17 protein-coding genes and 1 tRNA gene are annotated in these 17,392 nt (G+C 32.5%); 10 read left to right on the top strand and 8 right to left on the bottom strand.

Annotation, left to right across the window (positions count from 1 at the left end):
- Positions 1–253: 253 nt before the first annotated feature.
- Positions 254–1,321, bottom strand: coding sequence for a 3-dehydroquinate synthase (gene aroB, locus IM755_RS08235; RefSeq protein WP_194095643.1), 1,068 nt, complete (start codon positions 1,319–1,321; stop codon positions 254–256).
- Between the two features lie 94 nt (positions 1,322–1,415).
- Between aroB and IM755_RS08230 the strand changes: the two genes are divergently transcribed.
- Complete coding sequence (locus IM755_RS08230; protein WP_194095641.1) at positions 1,416–2,582, top strand: proline dehydrogenase family protein; 1,167 nt, start codon at positions 1,416–1,418, stop codon at positions 2,580–2,582.
- Positions 2,583–2,611: 29 nt separating this feature from the next.
- On the opposite strand, the gene IM755_RS08225 is transcribed toward IM755_RS08230, so the two are convergent.
- The 6 genes from IM755_RS08225 to porX all read right to left on the bottom strand — a co-directional run bounded on the left by IM755_RS08225 (position 2,612) and on the right by porX (position 7,581).
- Entirely contained in the window at positions 2,612–3,589 is a 978-nt protein-coding gene (locus IM755_RS08225) for a hypothetical protein (RefSeq protein WP_194095639.1), read from the bottom strand.
- Positions 3,590–3,683: 94 nt separating this feature from the next.
- Positions 3,684–3,761 (bottom strand) — tRNA-Val (locus tag IM755_RS08220).
- Between the two features lie 85 nt (positions 3,762–3,846).
- A complete protein-coding gene (locus tag IM755_RS08215; RefSeq protein WP_194095637.1) occupies positions 3,847–4,233 on the bottom strand; it encodes a DUF4258 domain-containing protein in 387 nt (128 codons plus the stop codon).
- Positions 4,234–4,292: 59 nt separating this feature from the next.
- Positions 4,293–5,489 carry an alanine dehydrogenase gene (locus IM755_RS08210; protein ID WP_194095634.1) on the bottom strand — a complete coding sequence of 399 codons (1,197 nt, stop codon included), beginning with the start codon at positions 5,487–5,489 and terminating at the stop codon, positions 4,293–4,295.
- A gap of 101 nt (positions 5,490–5,590) precedes the next feature.
- Positions 5,591–6,004: a tRNA (adenosine(37)-N6)-threonylcarbamoyltransferase complex ATPase subunit type 1 TsaE gene (gene tsaE / locus IM755_RS08205; protein ID WP_026725814.1), complete on the bottom strand. Its 414-nt coding sequence runs from the start codon at positions 6,002–6,004 to the stop codon at positions 5,591–5,593.
- Positions 6,005–6,027: 23 nt separating this feature from the next.
- Positions 6,028–7,581 (bottom strand): T9SS response regulator signal transducer PorX, encoded by a 1,554-nt coding sequence (porX, locus tag IM755_RS08200; RefSeq protein ID WP_194095632.1) that lies wholly within the window; start codon positions 7,579–7,581, stop codon positions 6,028–6,030.
- A 131-nt stretch (positions 7,582–7,712) separates the two neighbouring features.
- Here porX and IM755_RS08195 point away from each other — a divergent pair, with 131 nt between their 5' ends.
- From IM755_RS08195 to sucD, 8 genes are all read left to right on the top strand, one after another.
- On the top strand, positions 7,713–8,948 hold the full coding sequence (locus IM755_RS08195) for an HD domain-containing protein (protein ID WP_194095630.1): 1,236 nt from the start codon (positions 7,713–7,715) through the stop codon (positions 8,946–8,948).
- A 121-nt stretch (positions 8,949–9,069) separates the two neighbouring features.
- Complete coding sequence (gene lpxD / locus IM755_RS08190) at positions 9,070–10,089, top strand: UDP-3-O-(3-hydroxymyristoyl)glucosamine N-acyltransferase (RefSeq protein ID WP_194095628.1); 1,020 nt, start codon at positions 9,070–9,072, stop codon at positions 10,087–10,089.
- A 15-nt stretch (positions 10,090–10,104) separates the two neighbouring features.
- Positions 10,105–11,493, top strand: a complete 1,389-nt coding sequence (locus IM755_RS08185; protein WP_194095626.1) for a bifunctional UDP-3-O-[3-hydroxymyristoyl] N-acetylglucosamine deacetylase/3-hydroxyacyl-ACP dehydratase — start codon at positions 10,105–10,107, stop codon at positions 11,491–11,493.
- A 6-nt stretch (positions 11,494–11,499) separates the two neighbouring features.
- Positions 11,500–12,285: an acyl-ACP--UDP-N-acetylglucosamine O-acyltransferase gene (gene lpxA / locus IM755_RS08180; protein ID WP_194095623.1), complete on the top strand. Its 786-nt coding sequence runs from the start codon at positions 11,500–11,502 to the stop codon at positions 12,283–12,285.
- A 48-nt stretch (positions 12,286–12,333) separates the two neighbouring features.
- The gene (efp, locus tag IM755_RS08175) at positions 12,334–12,900 is read left to right on the top strand and encodes an elongation factor P (protein WP_026725820.1); all 567 of its coding nucleotides are present in this window, start codon (positions 12,334–12,336) and stop codon (positions 12,898–12,900) included.
- 100 nt (positions 12,901–13,000) lie between these two features.
- Positions 13,001–13,942: a UDP-3-O-(3-hydroxymyristoyl)glucosamine N-acyltransferase gene (locus tag IM755_RS08170; protein ID WP_194095621.1), complete on the top strand. Its 942-nt coding sequence runs from the start codon at positions 13,001–13,003 to the stop codon at positions 13,940–13,942.
- A complete protein-coding gene (locus tag IM755_RS08165; RefSeq protein ID WP_194095618.1) occupies positions 13,932–14,294 on the top strand; it encodes a nuclear transport factor 2 family protein in 363 nt (120 codons plus the stop codon). Before IM755_RS08170 ends, IM755_RS08165 begins: the two co-directional genes overlap by 11 nt.
- 84 nt (positions 14,295–14,378) lie before the next feature.
- On the top strand, positions 14,379–15,251 hold the full coding sequence (gene sucD, locus IM755_RS08160) for a succinate--CoA ligase subunit alpha (protein WP_026725823.1): 873 nt from the start codon (positions 14,379–14,381) through the stop codon (positions 15,249–15,251).
- Positions 15,252–15,315: 64 nt separating this feature from the next.
- Here the strand turns inward: sucD and IM755_RS08155 are convergent, their stop codons facing one another.
- On the bottom strand, positions 15,316–16,500 hold the full coding sequence (locus IM755_RS08155) for a cytochrome-c peroxidase (RefSeq protein WP_194095616.1): 1,185 nt from the start codon (positions 16,498–16,500) through the stop codon (positions 15,316–15,318).
- 138 nt (positions 16,501–16,638) lie between these two features.
- On the opposite strand from IM755_RS08155, the gene fabG reads away from it, so the two are divergent.
- The gene (fabG, locus tag IM755_RS08150; protein ID WP_194095614.1) at positions 16,639–17,385 is read left to right on the top strand and encodes a 3-oxoacyl-[acyl-carrier-protein] reductase; all 747 of its coding nucleotides are present in this window, start codon (positions 16,639–16,641) and stop codon (positions 17,383–17,385) included.
- Positions 17,386–17,392: the final 7 nt, after the last annotated feature.

Genomic DNA, 17,392 nt, shown 5'->3' with positions numbered 1-17,392 from the left:
TTTTTAATCTTAATTTTCAAACCCTAATATTTGCAAATCGAATTAATAGTTTCTCACTAAAAGTCTTCGATAACGCGAATAAATCAATTATATGAAAACAAAAAATAGAAAAGAACAAACGATCAATAATAGATAAGTCAGCATTCCTATTGCTAAGAGTTCTGTTGAAATTGTTCGTATAGTTGTTTTCTTTCATGGGTGCAAAGTTAAAAAAATAAAATGGCTATTATTTAAAGAAAATGTAAAAAAATAATTAGACAGCATAATCTTTAAATGCATTGAAAATCAAAACATTGTCTGCTTCTTGATTGATTTTGATTTTTCCGATTCCTTCAAGAAGAGCAAATTGTACTTTTCCGAATTCATTTTTCTTATCGTAAATCAATAATTCAATGATTTGATTGATGTCATTTTCATTGAATTCAATACGTTCAAAAATATCGTTGATAATATACTTGATTTCGTGATATTCTTCATTAGTTAACCATCCTTTTTCTTTAGAAATATAGCTTTCTAAAATCATTCCTGCAGCAATTGCTTCTCCGTGAAGTAAGCTTGTTTTATCTTCGTTTTCCAAGAAGTAACTTTCGATTCCATGACCTAAAGTATGTCCAAAATTTAATGCTTTTCTAATTCCGTTCTCAGACAAATCTTCACAAACAATGGTGTTTTTTATTTGAATTGATTGATGAATTAATTCGTTTAAATCTTCTGTATTTAAATCTTTTAAGTTTTTAAATTTATCCCAATAATTTTTGTCGAAAATTAATCCATGTTTTAACATTTCGGCTAATCCGGAGCGCATTTCTCTTGGAGATAGTGTACTTAAAAACTCAGTATCCACAATAACCGCTTTTGGTTCGCGAATAATTCCGATTTGATTTTTTAAATTTCCTAAATCTACACCATTTTTCCCTCCAATAGAAGCATCTACCATTGAAAGTAGTGTAGTTGGAATATTGATAAAATCAATTCCTCTTTTGAAAGTGCAAGCTACAAATCCGCCCAAATCAGAAATTACGCCACCACCTAAATTGATGATGATACTTTTTCTATCGGCACCTAATTCAGACAAAGCAGCCCAAACTTCGGTACAAGTTGCTATATTTTTATGATTTTCACCCGCTTCTAATTCAATGATTTCGATTTCAATTTCGGTTGCCAAATTATTTAATAAATGAGGTAAACAATACTGCGAGGTATTTTCGTCAACCAAAATAAAAATTCTGGAATAGCTTGAGGGAATAAGATACGAAGCTAGTTTTTCATAGCCTGTTTCATTAAAAAATACGGAATAATTAGTTGCTTGTATCGTTTGCATGAAAATGTGTAAAATTTGACTGCAAAATACGTCATTTTTTATTTATTATTCGATAACTGTGGCGTATATTTGTATCACTTTATTTCAAAACACAATGAATACATTATTTAATAATACAGAAGTTGCTTTTGCTTTGAAAAGCGACACCGAGTTAGAAAGAGCTTATTTTTTATTCAAATTAATTGATAGTCAACCCTTAGTTAAAATTGGAACAGCCGTTACTAATTTTGCTTTAAAAGCCCATTTGCCAGTTGAAGGATTAATTCGTTCTACCGTTTTTGATCACTTTTGTGGAGGTGTTAATGAGAATGATTGTCTTCGTGTAGTAGATAAAATGTATACAAAAGGGGTTTCTTCGGTTTTAGATTATTCAGTTGAAGGTAAGGAAGAAGAAGCACAATTTGATGCTGCTTTAAACATGACATTAAAAACAATTGAATTTGCTAGAGAAAGAGAAGCAATTCCGTTTGCAGTATTTAAACCTACAGGATTTGGACGTTTAGCATTATACGAAAAAGTAGGAGATAAAGCTCATTTGACAGAAAACGAGCAAAAAGAATGGAACAGAGTAATCGAACGTTTTGATATTGCTTGTAAAACAGCATTTGAAAAAGATGTTTTATTATTGATTGATGCAGAAGAAAGTTGGATGCAAGATGCTGCTGACGCTATTGTAACCGACATGATGCGTAAATACAACAAACAAAAAGCAATTGTATTCAATACATTACAAATGTATCGTTGGGATCGATTAGATTATTTAAAAAATCTTCACGAACAAGCAAAAGAGGAAGGTTTCTACATCGGAATGAAATTAGTACGCGGTGCTTACATGGAAAAAGAAAATGAAAGAGCGGCAGAGCGTGGACAAAAATCTCCAATTTGCGAATCTAAAGAAGCTACTGATATTAATTATGATGCCGCTGTTTTATATATGGTTGAAAATATTGATAAAATGGCAATTTTTGCAGGTACACACAATGAAAATAGCTCTTATAAATTGATGCAATTAATGCAAGAAAAAGGAATTGCTAAGAATGACAAACGTATTTTCTTTGGACAATTATTAGGGATGAGTGATAATATCAGCTTTAATTTGGCAGCTGAAGGTTATAATGTTGCAAAATATTTACCATTTGGTCCAGTAAGAGATGTGATGCCTTACTTAATAAGAAGAGCAGAAGAAAATACTTCAGTTGCTGGACAAACTAGTAGAGAGTTAACACTGATTAAGAAAGAAAAAGAACGTAGAAAGTTATAAATGATAAAATCCCGCACTAGCGGGATTTTTTATGGATTCTGTTTAATTTGCATCTGATTAAAGAAGAATTTTATTACTTCTAAATTCATTTCTGATGTTGTCCAATGACCTACGTTTTCATAGTTTTTAAATGTGGCATTTACGTTATTTTTCTTATAAATTTCCTGGCAGTTTAAATAACGATTTTGTACTTCGCTTCCTAAATTTACATTTATGATGTTTCTTTCTATTTCGCCATAAGCATCATCAAATTGGACGGCATCATTATTATCTAATTTTCCCATATAGATGAATTGCGGTATTGATTTGAATTGATTTTCATCAAACCTTTTATGAAATAGTTTTGAAAAATCATTTATACCTAAAGGATAGTTAAGTTTTATGTTGTTAATTTCCTTATTCGGAAGCATTAATTCACCATTAAATCCTCCTATAGCTAAAGCTCTTATCTTTTCAGGATGAATAAAAGCAAATCGATTTGTAAATGTAGCTGAAGCAGAAAACCCATTCATAAAAAACTTGTCATCAACTACTATATTTATTGAATTCAAAATTTTTTTAGCATCTTCTATCATTGCTAACAATTGTAAATCTAATCTTTTTAATTCTTTAGAGTTATCTAAAATCACATCTCTATCTAAAGCGTGAGTATAAATTAGCTCTTGTGATGATGGTCTAGGGAAGATGGGAACAAGTATAGGAATTTTTAACTCAGTTGCCACATTATTTCCAACGGAACTTACAGAAGCTAAATCGATAGCATATTTTTCATGAATACTAATGCTATCAGAGGTTTTCCCAGTGTTATTAGGTTCAACAAGAAGGAAAGTTTTTTTATTAAGTAGTGTTCCTTTTGGAATAAACAAAATATAATCGTTTTGAAATCCTTTTTTAGGTTTCTTTTTAACGATGAGTAAACTATCTTTTTTGAATAAAGTTTTATTCAAATTCTGTGAAAACGAAATATAAAAGGAGAATAATATGAATAAGATAAATTTATAACGCATAACTGACTGTTTATATCAAAAGACGACTAAAATTTATGTTTGTTACACTATTTGATAAAAACAAAAAATCCTACATTTCTGTAGGATTAAATTTTGGTGGGCGATGAGGGGTTCGAACCCCCGACCCCCTCGGTGTAAACGAGGTGCTCTGAACCAGCTGAGCTAATCGCCCCAATAAAGTGCTTTACTATTACCGTATTGCGAGTGCAAATATACAAGGAATATTTGTTTTTGCAAGTGTTTTGGTAAAAAAAAAATTACTTTTTTTCTATCTTTTCTAATAAGACTTTATTGGTATAATTGACCATTGTTATCGTAATCTCTTCATTTTTAGAAGTTCTACCTTCAATAACGTAAATCTTACCTTTTCTATAAGCTTCATTACTTTTTGAAAAATCTACATCTCCATAGCGTAAACTTTGACGGATATCTTCCAAAGTAACCCATTTTGCATCTAATGATTGTTTTGCTAAAGAATCAATTTCTAATGATTTGCTTCTTAAATCTTTTAAAACACGGCAATTAGGCAAGTAACAAAACTCAACTCCTTTGTCATCGGCTTTAGCTTTTAAAAACCACATAACAAAAACTCCTCCTAAAAATATGCCAAATAAATAGTATGCTAAACGAAACTGAAACTTCATAAATTATAATTTTGTGCAAATTTAGTTTAAATTACACACATAGTACTTAGATTTTAACTTTAAAAAACAATCAAATTGATATCACGATATTCTAAATTAAACCAATCTGCAATCGCTTTATTGGTAAGCAAGCCGTGATAGCTGTAAATTCCATTTTTCAAACCTCTATTGCAACGGATAGCGCTTTCAATTCCACCATCATCCGCAATATGTAATAAGAAAGGAGAAATAATATTACTAATCGACATAGAAGCTGTTTTTGAATAACGCGAAGGTATATTAGGAACACAATAATGAATGACTCCATTTTTAATAAATGTAGGTTTTTCATGTGTAGTAACCTCGGAAGTTTCAAAACAACCACCTGTGTCAATACTCACATCCACAATTACAGCGCCTTTTTTCATATGTTCCACCATGGTTTCGGTAACTACAACTGGAGCTCTGTTTTTTCCTTTCATGGCACCGATGGCAACATCACATCGTCTTAACGCTTTTAAAAGCGATTTTTCTTGAATAGTTGAAGTGAAAATTCTTTGACTTAAGGTATTTTGTAAACGACGTAATTTGGTAATCGAATTATCAAATACTTTTACATGCGCGCCTAATCCCAAAGCAGTTCTGGCAGCGTATTCTGCCACAGTTCCAGCACCAATAATAACAACTTTAGTAGGAGGAACACCGGTAATATTTCCAAAAAGTAACCCTTTTCCAATATTTTCACCAATCATTAATTCAGATGCAATTAATATAGAAGCCGTCCCCGCAATTTCTGATAATGATTTTACAGCAGGATATGAACCATCTTCGTCTTTGATAAATTCGAAGGCTAGGGCAGTAATTCTTTTATTAGCCAAGGCTTCAAAATATTCTTTCTTTTGGGTCTTTAATTGAATTGCAGAAATGACAATCGTTTGTGGATTCATCATTTCTATTTCAGCAAGTGAAGGTGGCTCTACTTTCAAAATCATGGGGCAACCCAATACTTTTTTAGTATCTTGAGTAATTTCCGCACCAGCATCGCTGTATTCTTTATCGGTATAACTTGAAGTTTCTCCAGCTCCTGATTCTAACATTACGCGATGTCCGTGCGAAACCAATGAAGAAACCGCATCAGGTGTTAAGCAAATTCTTCTTTCTTGATAAGAAGTTTCTTTTGGGATTCCTATAAATAATTCGCTTTTATGACGCGCTACTTCAAGTTTTTCTTCTTGTGGAAGCAATTGCGAAGCAGAAAAAGGAGTGTATATCGACATTACTTTTGATTTTGAGGTTCTAAATTAGGAATTATTTTAGACTTGGGAAATAGATTCACAAAAAAAGAGAATAGAAGTTGATTTTCTATTCTCTTATGTATTTAATTTTTGAGCGTTAGTTCACGTTTACCATTTGGTAAAATTTTTATCGAAATACTCGCATGGTCAATTGGAATTAAGTTTGGCGTTTTTTCTGGCCATTCGATAAAGCACCAATTATCAGAGTAGAAATATTCGTCTAATCCCATATCATAACCTTCTTCTTCTGAATTTAAGCGATATAAATCAAAGTGATATACCGTTTCGCCTTCAAAAGTTCTGTATTCGTTGACTAAAGAGAATGTTGGGCTACTTGAATTATCCTTCACGCCTAATTCTTTTACCAATTCTTTAATTAAAGTCGTTTTTCCAGCACCCATTTGCGCATGAAACGTGATGATTTTCTTTAATGAAGGTGTAGCAAGAATTTGTTTTGCAATGGCATTTATTTCTTCTAAACTGTAAATTACGGTCATATATAAACTCAAATTTTACTTAATTATCTCGGCTCTAAAACTAAGAATGGAATCACCATTTCTTCTAACGAAATTCCTCCGTGTTGATAGGTATTTCGGTAATAACTCACATAATGATTGTAGTTATTTACGTAAGCCAAAAATAAATCGTTTTTCGCAAAAATAAAAGAGCTACTCATGTTTAACGCTGGTAATCCAATTTTCTTCGGATCTTTCACAGCGTAAACATCTTTGTCTTCATAAGTTAAACTTCTTCCGGTTTTATATCGAAGATTTAAACTCGTATTTTTATCACCAATAACTTTCGACGGATTTTTACAATTAATCGTTCCGTGGTCGGTAGTTATAATTAATTTAAAACCAAGTTGTTGTGCTTGTTGAATCATATCCAAAAGTGGAGAATTCTTGAACCAACTTGCCGTTAAAGAACGATAAGCTTTATCATTTGAAGCTAATTCTTTCACCACATCCATTTCGGTTTTAGCGTGCGATAACATATCTACGAAATTATAAACAATAGTAGTCAAATCATTGTTTTTTAACGATTTGAAATTATCAGCTAATTTTTTTCCCGAAGCAAAATTCGTAATCTTATAATATTCTTGCTTGATGTTTAATCCTAATCGTTTTAATTGCTCGGTTAAAAATTCGCCTTCATATAGGTTTTTTCCACCTTCATCAGGATCATTTTTCCAATATTGTGGAAATTTCTTTTCCATATCTAAAGGTGTTAATCCAGAAAAAATCGCATTACGAGCATATTGAGTTGCAGTTGGTAGAATAGAGAAGTAGCTCACTTCTTTTTCTAATTTGTAGTGATTGTTTACGACACTTTCAAATGCTTTCCACTGGTCGTAACGCAAGTTATCAATGACAATGAATAAAATTGGTTTGTCTTTTTTCCGGATTTCAGGAGCTACTAATTCACCAAAAATTTCATGTGAAAGAATCGGTTTGTCTGCTTTTGGTTGGAACCAATCTTCGTAGTTACGTTCGATGAATTTTCCAAATTGCACATTCGCTTCGATTTTCTGACTTTCTAAAATTTCTACCATGCTTTGGTCTTCGATGTTTTCCAACTCAAGTTCCCAAAACAACAGTTTTTTGTACAATTCGACCCAATCTTCATAGGTGCGAACCATTGCCATATCCATCGCAATTTTTCTGAATTCTTTTTGGTAATCCAAAGTTGTTTTTTCAGAAATCAATCGCGAATGGTCTAAATTTTTCTTCAAACTCAATAAAATCTGATTTGGATTAACCGGTTTTATTAAATAATCGGCAATTTTAGAACCAATAGCTTCTTCCATGATATATTCTTCTTCACTTTTGGTAATCATAATCACCGGAACCGAAGATTTTTTTTCTTTTAATTCAGATAAAGTTTCCAAGCCACTTAATCCTGGCATATTTTCATCCAAGAAAACAATATCGAAATTATTTTCTTCAAACAAATCGATAGCGTCTTGTCCGTTATTGCAAGTGGTTACATGATAATTTTTCTTTTCTAAAAAAAGGATATGGGGTTTCAATAAATCAATTTCATCGTCAACCCAAAGTATTTTTATCTGACTCATATTTCTTAATTTGTGTGCAAGTTACTATTTATTAAACGAGGTTTGTATTAAATATTGTATAAATTTTGAATTCTTTTTAACGATTTCATTTTATAAAAAATCGCTACATTTGTTACTAAAATTATCAAATTGTGAGCCAAACCAACAAACTCAAAATATTTAACGATCCTATTTATGGTTTTATTACCATTCCCAATAGTTTAATTTACGATTTAATTCAGCATCCTTACTTTCAACGTTTACGAAGAATTTCCCAAATGGGAATGTCGTATTTGGTGTATCCAGGAGCGCATCACACGCGTTTTCATCATGCGTTGGGTTGTATGCACATCATGCAAAAAGCGGTTCAAACCTTGCAATTTAAAGGAGTTTCTATTTCGGAAGAAGAAGAAAATGCGCTGTATATTGCGATTTTGTTGCATGATATTGGTCACGGACCCTACAGTCACGCCATGGAACATAGTATTGTGGAAGAAGTGCATCATGAAGAATTATCGTTGTTGTTCATGGAGCAATTGAATAAAGAATTTGATGGCAAATTATCACTTGCGATTCAAGTTTTTAAAGGGGAATATCATAGAAAATTCATGTTGCAATTGATTTCAAGTCAGTTGGATATGGATCGAATGGATTATCTAAAACGCGATAGTTTTTACAGCGGTGTAGCCGAAGGAAACATAAACAGCGAGCGTTTAATTCAAATGATGAACGTGCAAGATGATTATTTGGTTATTGAAGAAAAAGGAATTTATTCAGTTGAAAAGTTTTTGGTTGCCCGAAGATTGATGTATTGGCAAGCGTATTTGCACAAAACAAGCGTTGTTGCGGAATTAATCTTAACTAAAATTCTAAAACGAGCAAAAGAATTGACTCAAAAAGGAATTCTTTTGCCTTGTAGCGAACCTTTGCAATTCTTTTTGCAAAACAAAATTTCATTGTCTGATTTCGATAAAAGCGTGTTAGATAAGTTTTCTTATTTGGATGATTATGATGTTTTAGGTGCGATAAAAGCTTGGCAATTTCATGATGATTTTGTCTTACAATCACTTTGCCGAATGATACTAAATCGTGATTTATTAAAGATTCAAATGAGTGATGATAAACCAAGCAAAGAGAATCTATTAGCAATAAAAAACAAATACATTTCTATTGCTAAAATTTCGGACAAAGAAGCGGATTATTTTGTATTCAAAGGTAAGTTGAAAAATCAGGCGTATAGCAAATCAAGTGAGCCGATTCGCATCTTAAAAAAGGATAAAACTATTGAAGATGTTGTAGAAGCTTCAGATCAATTGCACTTAAAAGCTTTGTCAAAACCAGTAACAAAATACTTCATTTGTTTTCCAAAAGTGGTATTAGAATCTTAACTTTTTAATTTAATTTTATATTTTTGCCAAGTTGAAGTGGAATCAATACTTGGTATTGAATGAAAATGCGTATTTTTATATCCCCAAAATCTATCTAATTAGATAGTAATAAAATTTTTAAATGAAGTTTACAGCAGCGCAAATAGCAGGCATTTTAGAAGGTGAAGTAGTGGGTAATCCAGAGGCTGAAGTTTTTAAATTGTCTAAAATAGAGGAAGGAACCGAAGGCTCATTGACGTTTTTGGCGAATCCTAAATACACCAATTATATTTATTCTACAAAGGCAACTGTTACGATTGTTAACAGCACTTTTGAACCAGAGCAAGAAATTACAACGACTTTAATTAAGGTTGAAGATGCTTATAAATCATTTTCAAAGTTGTTAGAATACTACAATCAAGTAAAATTGATGAAATCAGGAATTGAGCAACCTTCAGTTATTTCGGATGGTGTTACTTATGGTTCTGATTTGTATTTAGGAAGTTTTTGTTACATAGGAAAAAATGTAACAATTGGAAATAATGTAAAAATTTATCCAAATAGTTTCATTGGAGACAACGTAACCATTGGTGATGATTGTGTTTTCTTTGCTGGTGTTCGAATTTATTCGGAAACGGTTATTGGAAATCGTTGTACCATTCATTCTGGAACAATTATTGGTTCGGACGGATTTGGTTTTGCACCACAAGAAGATGGAACGTATGCCAAAGTACCTCAAATTGGGAATGTAATTATTGAAGATGATGTTGAAATTGGCGCATGTACAACAGTTGACAGAGCTACTTTAGGTTCAACTATCATCAGAAAAGGAGTAAAATTAGATAATCACATTCAAGTTGCTCACAATGTTGAAATTGGTGAAAACACCGTAATAGCAGCACAAACCGGAATTGCAGGAACAACCAAAATAGGTAAAAACTGTTTAATTGGTGGTCAAGTAGGTTTTGCTGGACATCTGGTGATTGGTGATGGTGTTAAAATTCAAGCGCAATCAGGAATTGGTAAAAATCTAGAAGCTGGAGAAGTAGTTCAAGGAAGCCCGGCATTTAATTATGGAGATTTCGCAAAATCATTTGTACATTTTAGAAATTTACCTAAGATTGTTACAGAAATAGAAGAATTAAAAAATAAAATTAAATAATTTAAAATTTTTATCATGGCGAAGCAAACAACAATTGCTGCAGAAATATCATTAAAAGGTGTAGGTTTACATACAGGTCAAGAAGTTACAATGACTTTTAAACCAGCTCCTATAAACAACGGATTTACATTTGTACGTGTAGATTTGGAAGGACAACCAATTATTGAAGCTGATGCAAATTATGTTGTAAATACGCAACGAGGCACTAATTTAGAGAAATTAGGAGTAATGATTCAAACTCCAGAGCACGTTTTAGCGGCGCTTGTAGGTTGCGATTTAGATAATGTTATTATAGAATTAAATGCCTCTGAACTTCCTATTATGGATGGTTCTTCTAAATATTTTGTTGAAGCTATAGAGAAAGTTGGAATTGTTGAACAAGAAGCTGAGCGAAAAGTATATGTTGTAAAAGAGGTGATTTCTTATTTAGATGAAACTACAGGAAGTGAAATTACTGTAATTCCTTCTGATGAATATTGTGTTACTGCAATGGTAGATTTTGGTACTAAAGTTTTAGGAACTCAAAATGCTACAATGAAGGGAATTAAAGAATTTAAAAAAGAAATTGCAAACTGTAGAACATTCAGTTTTTTACATGAATTGGAATCACTTTTAAATAATGGTTTAATAAAAGGTGGTGATTTGAATAACGCTATTGTTTATGTTGATAAAGAAATTTCAGCAGAAACAATGGAAAATCTTAAAAAAGCTTTTAACAAAGATTCTATTTCAGTTAAAGAAAATGGAATTTTAGATAATCTGACGTTACATTATCCAAATGAAGCGGCAAGACATAAATTGTTAGATATTATAGGAGATTTATCTTTAATAGGTACTCGCATTCAAGGTAAAATTATAGCAAATAAACCTGGTCACTATGTAAACACACAGTTTGCCAAGAAAATTGCTAAAATAATTAAATTAGAAGAGCGCAACAATGTTCCTAGTTATGATATTAACAAAGAGCCTGTAATGGATATTCATGGTATTATGGATTTATTACCACACAGACCTCCATTCTTATTGGTTGATAAAATTTTAGAACTATCAGAAACGCACGTAGTAGGTTTAAAAAATGTTACAATGAATGAAGATTTCTTCGTTGGACATTTTCCTGGAGCACCAGTAATGCCTGGAGTTTTACAAATTGAAGCTATGGCACAAACAGGAGGAATCTTAATTTTAAGTACCGTTCCAGATCCAGAAAATTACTTAACATATTTCATGAAAATTGATAATGTTAAGTTCAAAAATAAAGTTTTACCAGGTGATACCTTATTCTTTAAATGTGATTTAATTTCTCCTATTAGAAGAGGAATTTGTCACATGCAAGCGTATGCGTATGCGAATGGTAAATTAGTTTCAGAAGCCGAATTAATGGCACAAATTGTTAAAGTAAAATAAAGATATATGAATCAACCATTAGCTTATGTGCACCCAGGTGCTAAAATAGCAAGAAATGTAGTAATTGACCCTTTTACTACTATTCATAACAATGTTGAAATAGGTGAGGGAACTTGGATTGGTTCAAACGTTACCATCATGGAAGGTGCTCGTATCGGTAAGAATTGTAATATTTTTCCTGGTGCTGTAATTTCAGCGGTTCCTCAAGATTTAAAATTTGGTGGAGAAGAATCGTTAGCCGTGATTGGAGACAATACTACAATTAGAGAATGTGTTACTATCAATAGAGGAACAGTAGCTTCTGGTCAAACAAAAATTGGAAAAAATTGTTTGATTATGGCTACGGCTCACATTGCACACGATTGTCACATTGGAGATAATGCTATTATCGTAAATGGTGTTGCTTTAGCAGGACACGTAACGGTGGGTAATTTTGCAATTATTGGAGGTTTAGCAGCTGTTCATCAGTTTATTTCAATTGGTGATCACGCTATGATTTCTGGTGGTTCATTAGTAAGAAAAGACGTTCCTCCATTCACAAAAGCGGCAAAAGAACCTTTGTCTTATGTGGGAATCAATTCTGTAGGATTAAGAAGAAGAGGTTTCTCAACTGAAAAAATCAGAGAAATACAGGATATTTACCGAATTTTATACCAAAAAAATTACAATACTTCACAAGCAGTAAGTATCATTGAAGCTGAAATGGAAGCTACAACTGAACGTGATGAAATTTTAGATTTCATTAGAAACTCTTCTCGTGGAATCATGAAAGGTTACACTAGCTCATTGTAATTTTAAATTTTAAAAAGAATAAATCAATAAACATCAAATAAAAACAAAATGGCAAGTACATCAGATATTAGAAACGGATTATGTATCAAATACAATAACGATATTTATAAAATTATCGAATTTCTTCACGTAAAACCAGGTAAAGGACCAGCTTTCGTAAGAACAAAATTAAAATCGTTAACAAACGGAAAAGTATTAGATAACACATTTTCTGCTGGACACAAAATTGATGAAGTACGTGTTGAAACACATACATTCCAATATTTATATGCTGAAGGAGATCAATTTCACTTCATGAATAACGAATCATTTGAACAAATTACATTAGATAAAAAAGTATTAGATGCTCCAGATTTATTAAAAGAAGGAACAAACGTAATGATTCAAATTAACGCTGAAACAGAAGCACCTTTATCAGTAGATATGCCAGCTTCTATCGTTTTAGAAGTGACTTATGCTGAGCCAGGAGTTAAAGGAAATACAGCTACAAATGCTACAAAACCAGCAACTGTTGAAACAGGAGCTACTGTAAACGTTCCGTTGTTTATCAATGAAGGTGATAAAATCAAAATTGATACAGCAACCGGAAACTACATGGAAAGAGTAAAAGAATAATTGAAAGTAAAAGTGAAGAGTAATTAGTTAATAACCAAGCAACTAATTACTCTTTTGTGTTTTACTTAATCATTAATTACTATCCACTAATCCCTATTAAATGAAATTTCCAAAAGTTTATCCTCTAAAAGAAATTGCCCAAATTATCAATTGTGATTTTGTAGGTGATGCCGATTTTCCAGTTCACGGTATGAATGAAATTCATGTGGTGGAGCCTGGTGACATCGTATTCGTAGATCATCCAAAATATTATGACAAAGCACTTCAATCGGCAGCTACTATTGTTTTAATTAACAAAGAAGTGGAATGTCCAGAAGGAAAAGCGTTATTGATTTCTGATGATCCTTTTAGAGATTTCAATAAACTTACGAGACATTTCAGACCTTTTCAAGCTTCGAATGCTGCGATTTCAGATTCGGCTAAAATCGGAGAAGGAACAATTATTCAACCGAATTGTTTTATCGGACATAATGTTCAAATTGGTAAAAATTGTTTGATTCATGCCAATGTTACGATTTACGATAACACCGTAATTGGTGATAACGTAATGATTCACGCCGGAACTATTCTTGGTGCAGATGCTTTCTATTACAAAAAACGTCCAGAAGGTTTCGACCAATTATTATCAGGTGGGCGAGTAGTGATTGAAGATAATGTTGGAATCGGAGCTTTATGTACGATTGACAAAGGAGTTACAGGCGACACCACTATCGGAGCTGGAACTAAAATTGACAATCAAGTGCATGTGGGTCACGATACGGTTATTGGAAAAAAATGTTTAATTGCTTCACAAACTGGAATTGCAGGTTGTGTGGTTATTGAAGACGAAGTAACGCTTTGGGGACAAGTTGGTACAACAAGTGGAATTACTATTGGTTCAAAAGCTGTGGTAATGGGACAAACTGGTGTTACCAAATCCATTGAAGGTGGGAAAACTTATTTTGGTACTCCAATTGAAGAATCGCGTGAGAAATTGAAGCAATTAGCCAACGTAAAACGAATTCCAGAAATCATTGAAAAATTAAAACAAAATGACAAATAGAGCGAAAATCGAATTTTTGTATAAAGAAGATGGTATGCGAAATGACGTTTTTTTAAACGAACTTTTGCACGATGATTTTATTTTAGATTGGGACAGTTCGCATGGAAATGTTAACATGAATAAAGCGGATATTATTGACTTGGCTAAAGAATTAAAACAAAATTACGTGGATTCTTTCATGGAAATTTCTCACTTTATAGAAGATGATAATCAAATCGTGGTGAAATATAACCATAAAGTAACTACTATCGAAAACCCGAAAGAGTTTGTTCTTATTGCAAAAGTGGTAGTTATTTGGGAATTTGAAGCAGATAAAATCAAAAAAGGATATCAAATTAGCAAACCTAATTAAAAAAATACAATAAAAATTACGTGATTATTTGGTAAAAAACTTACTTTTGCATCACAAATTTAAACACAATTTAATTCATATATCATGAGCGTTTTAGTAAATAAAAATTCAAAAATAATTGTACAAGGATTTACAGGTAGCGAAGGAACTTTCCACGCTTCTCAAATGATTGAGTACGGAACAAATGTTGTAGGTGGTGTAACTCCAGGAAAAGGTGGTTCAACACATTTAGACAGACCCGTATTTAACACAGTGAAAGATGCTGTTGAAAAAGCAGGAGCTGACACTTCAATTATTTTCGTTCCGCCAGCATTTGCTGCTGATGCAATTATGGAAGCTGCTGAAGCGGGTATCAAAGTAATTATTTGTATTACTGAAGGTATTCCGGTAGCAGATATGATTAAAGCTTATGATTATATCAAAGGAAAAGATTGCCGTTTAGTTGGTCCTAACTGTCCAGGTGTAATTACTCCAGAAGAGGCTAAAGTTGGTATTATGCCAGGTTTCGTTTTCAAAAAAGGAACAGTTGGTATCGTATCTAAATCTGGTACTTTAACTTATGAAGCTGCTGACCAAGTTGTAAAACAAGGTTTAGGAATTACTACAGCTATCGGAATTGGTGGTGACCCAATCATTGGAACTACTACTAAAGAAGCTGTTGAATTATTAATGAACGACCCAGAAACTGAAATCATCATCATGATTGGTGAAATCGGTGGACAATTAGAAGCAGATGCTGCTCGTTGGATTAAAGCTGACGGAAACCGTAAACCAGTTGTTGGATTCATCGCAGGTGAAACTGCTCCAAAAGGAAGAACAATGGGTCACGCAGGTGCAATCGTTGGTGGTGCTGATGATACAGCAGAAGCTAAAAAACGCATCATGAGAGAAAACGGAATTCACGTGGTAGATTCTCCAGCTGAAATTGGTAAAAAAGTAAAAGAAGTTTTAGGTTAATCTTATAACTTTTAGATATAAAAAAAATCCCGTTATTTGCGGGATTTTTTGTTTTGTATTCTTTTTAATTAAATGGATTCGACCATTTAGTATTTGTATAAACATCCGTTCCAGAAAGTGTTCTTAAAAATGCGATTACCGCATTAACTTCTGGAGCTGTTAAATTTAATTGTTGTCCAATACCACCAGGAGTTAATCGTGGATCTAAATTGTTATTTCCTGGAGCAATATTAATAGTTCCATAATGCCCAATTGCGGCTTGCAAAGTAGTTATAACACCAGTATGCATCATTGGACCATTAGTAGTTCCATCGGTTCTAACTAAATCACGTAAGGAAGGAGCTCTTGTATTTCCAGTATCAATTCCTGTTCCTGCAATCGTTCCAATAATTCCATTATTTAAAGTATTCGGATCAATATCAAACTCTGGTGCTCTATGACAACCCGCACAACCTAATCCACCTGAAGTTCTTACTCCACTAGTATTAAAAACAGGTGGTGATAAAAATAAATTTTTACCTTGATTTTCTTGTGCTGTAAAATTAGAGAAAGGTTGCCCATCATTAGCCGCTAAAGCTCTTCCTGCATCATATTTAGAATCAAATGATTGAATACTTCTGATAAATTGCGCTAAAGCAATTTGAATTTTAGCTTCTGTTATTTCTTCGGTACCATAAACAAATTTAAAGAGCTCTTTGTAATAACCAATTGCACTTAATTTGGTAATTAAATCATCAAAAGATAAATCGCCATTTTCACCACTAAAACCCATTTCACCATGGTCTTTAATTGGCATTGTAGTTTGTGTTTCTAGATTGATAGCTCTTTCGTTCCAAAAGAATTTAGTTTCAGTTGCAAATCTAGAATTTATCAAACGCATGGAATGTCTGCCTGTTGTTCCATTAACTCCTGTGCTAGCTACATTGGTATCACTAAATGCAAATTCTTGTTTGTGACAACTTGCACAAGAAATTGTATTGTTTGAAGAAAGATTTTTATCGTAAAATAAAACTCTACCTAATGTTGCTCCTTTATCAGTAATGACATTTCCTTGGGAATTATTTTTGATAATATAGGAAGGAACTTGTTGATTCGCATAATTTGCTAAATTATTTAAATCGACTGAAGAACCAAATTCAGCCTCTACATAGGGATAAGAAGGAATTTCTTCATAATTGTCATCCGAATTATTGCTACACGAAGTCAATCCACAAATTGCAAAAAGACCTAAAATAAATTGGTTTTTCATAATGGTTAGTTTTAGGATTATATTTGTAAGACATCATTTAATAAAAAAGGTTTAATTAAAAAAACATCCTTTTTTTATACTTTAAAATATTCCTATATTTGAACTTTATTATTAAACAAACTAACACGAATATTTACCATGAAATTATTAGAAGGAAAAGTTGCCATTATTACTGGTGCAAGCCGTGGAATTGGTAGCGGTATAGCAAAAGTTTTCGCAGAACAAGGTGCTAATGTGGCATTTACTTATAGCTCGTCTGTAGAATCAGCTTTGGCATTAGAAAATGAATTAAACGCTTTAGGAATTAAAGCAAAAGGATACAAATCAAACGCAGCAGATTTTAACGAGGCACAAAAATTAGTAGATGACGTTATTGCTGAATTCGGTACAATTGATGTATTAATAAATAATGCAGGAGTTACTAAAGATAACTTATTAATGCGTATGTCAGAAGAAGATTTTGATAAAGTAATTGAAATCAACTTGAAATCGGTTTTCAATATGACAAAAGCAGTTCAAAAAATCATGTTGAAAAACCGCAAAGGTTCTATCGTAAATATGAGTAGTGTAGTAGGAGTAAAAGGTAATGCTGGTCAAGCAAACTATGCAGCTTCTAAAGCAGGTATGAACGGATTTACAAAATCTATTGCATTAGAATTAGGTTCAAGAAACATTCGTTGCAACGCAATCGCTCCTGGTTTCATCGAAACTGAAATGACAGCTAAATTAAACGAAGATGTAGTAAAAGGATGGAGAGAAGCTATTCCATTAAAAAGAGGTGGAACTCCAGAAGATGTAGCTAATGTTTGTGTTTTCTTAGCATCAGATATGAGTGCTTATGTTACAGGACAAGTTATTAATGTTGATGGTGGAATGCTAACTTAGTGGTTAA

This window comes from Flavobacterium proteolyticum (genome assembly GCF_015223105.1).
Taxonomy (GTDB): domain Bacteria; phylum Bacteroidota; class Bacteroidia; order Flavobacteriales; family Flavobacteriaceae; genus Flavobacterium; species Flavobacterium proteolyticum.
Note: the sequence above shows the minus strand (reverse complement) of the source record. Positions and strands in the feature narration are given on the sequence as shown.

Excerpts from the sequence above, each read along its gene's own strand:
- aroB (WP_194095643.1), bottom strand. The coding sequence starts at position 1,321 with ATGCAAACGATACAAGCAACTAATTATTCCGTATTTTTTAATGAAACA.
- IM755_RS08230 (WP_194095641.1), top strand. The coding sequence starts at position 1,416 with ATGAATACATTATTTAATAATACAGAAGTTGCTTTTGCTTTGAAAAGC.
- IM755_RS08225 (WP_194095639.1), bottom strand. The coding sequence starts at position 3,589 with ATGCGTTATAAATTTATCTTATTCATATTATTCTCCTTTTATATTTCG.
- IM755_RS08215 (WP_194095637.1), bottom strand. The coding sequence starts at position 4,233 with ATGAAGTTTCAGTTTCGTTTAGCATACTATTTATTTGGCATATTTTTA.
- IM755_RS08210 (WP_194095634.1), bottom strand. The coding sequence starts at position 5,489 with ATGTCGATATACACTCCTTTTTCTGCTTCGCAATTGCTTCCACAAGAA.
- tsaE (WP_026725814.1), bottom strand. The coding sequence starts at position 6,004 with ATGACCGTAATTTACAGTTTAGAAGAAATAAATGCCATTGCAAAACAA.
- porX (WP_194095632.1), bottom strand. The coding sequence starts at position 7,581 with ATGAGTCAGATAAAAATACTTTGGGTTGACGATGAAATTGATTTATTG.
- lpxD (WP_194095628.1), top strand. The coding sequence starts at position 9,070 with ATGAAGTTTACAGCAGCGCAAATAGCAGGCATTTTAGAAGGTGAAGTA.
- IM755_RS08185 (WP_194095626.1), top strand. The coding sequence starts at position 10,105 with ATGGCGAAGCAAACAACAATTGCTGCAGAAATATCATTAAAAGGTGTA.
- lpxA (WP_194095623.1), top strand. The coding sequence starts at position 11,500 with ATGAATCAACCATTAGCTTATGTGCACCCAGGTGCTAAAATAGCAAGA.
- efp (WP_026725820.1), top strand. The coding sequence starts at position 12,334 with ATGGCAAGTACATCAGATATTAGAAACGGATTATGTATCAAATACAAT.
- IM755_RS08170 (WP_194095621.1), top strand. The coding sequence starts at position 13,001 with ATGAAATTTCCAAAAGTTTATCCTCTAAAAGAAATTGCCCAAATTATC.
- IM755_RS08165 (WP_194095618.1), top strand. The coding sequence starts at position 13,932 with ATGACAAATAGAGCGAAAATCGAATTTTTGTATAAAGAAGATGGTATG.
- sucD (WP_026725823.1), top strand. The coding sequence starts at position 14,379 with ATGAGCGTTTTAGTAAATAAAAATTCAAAAATAATTGTACAAGGATTT.
- IM755_RS08155 (WP_194095616.1), bottom strand. The coding sequence starts at position 16,500 with ATGAAAAACCAATTTATTTTAGGTCTTTTTGCAATTTGTGGATTGACT.
- fabG (WP_194095614.1), top strand. The coding sequence starts at position 16,639 with ATGAAATTATTAGAAGGAAAAGTTGCCATTATTACTGGTGCAAGCCGT.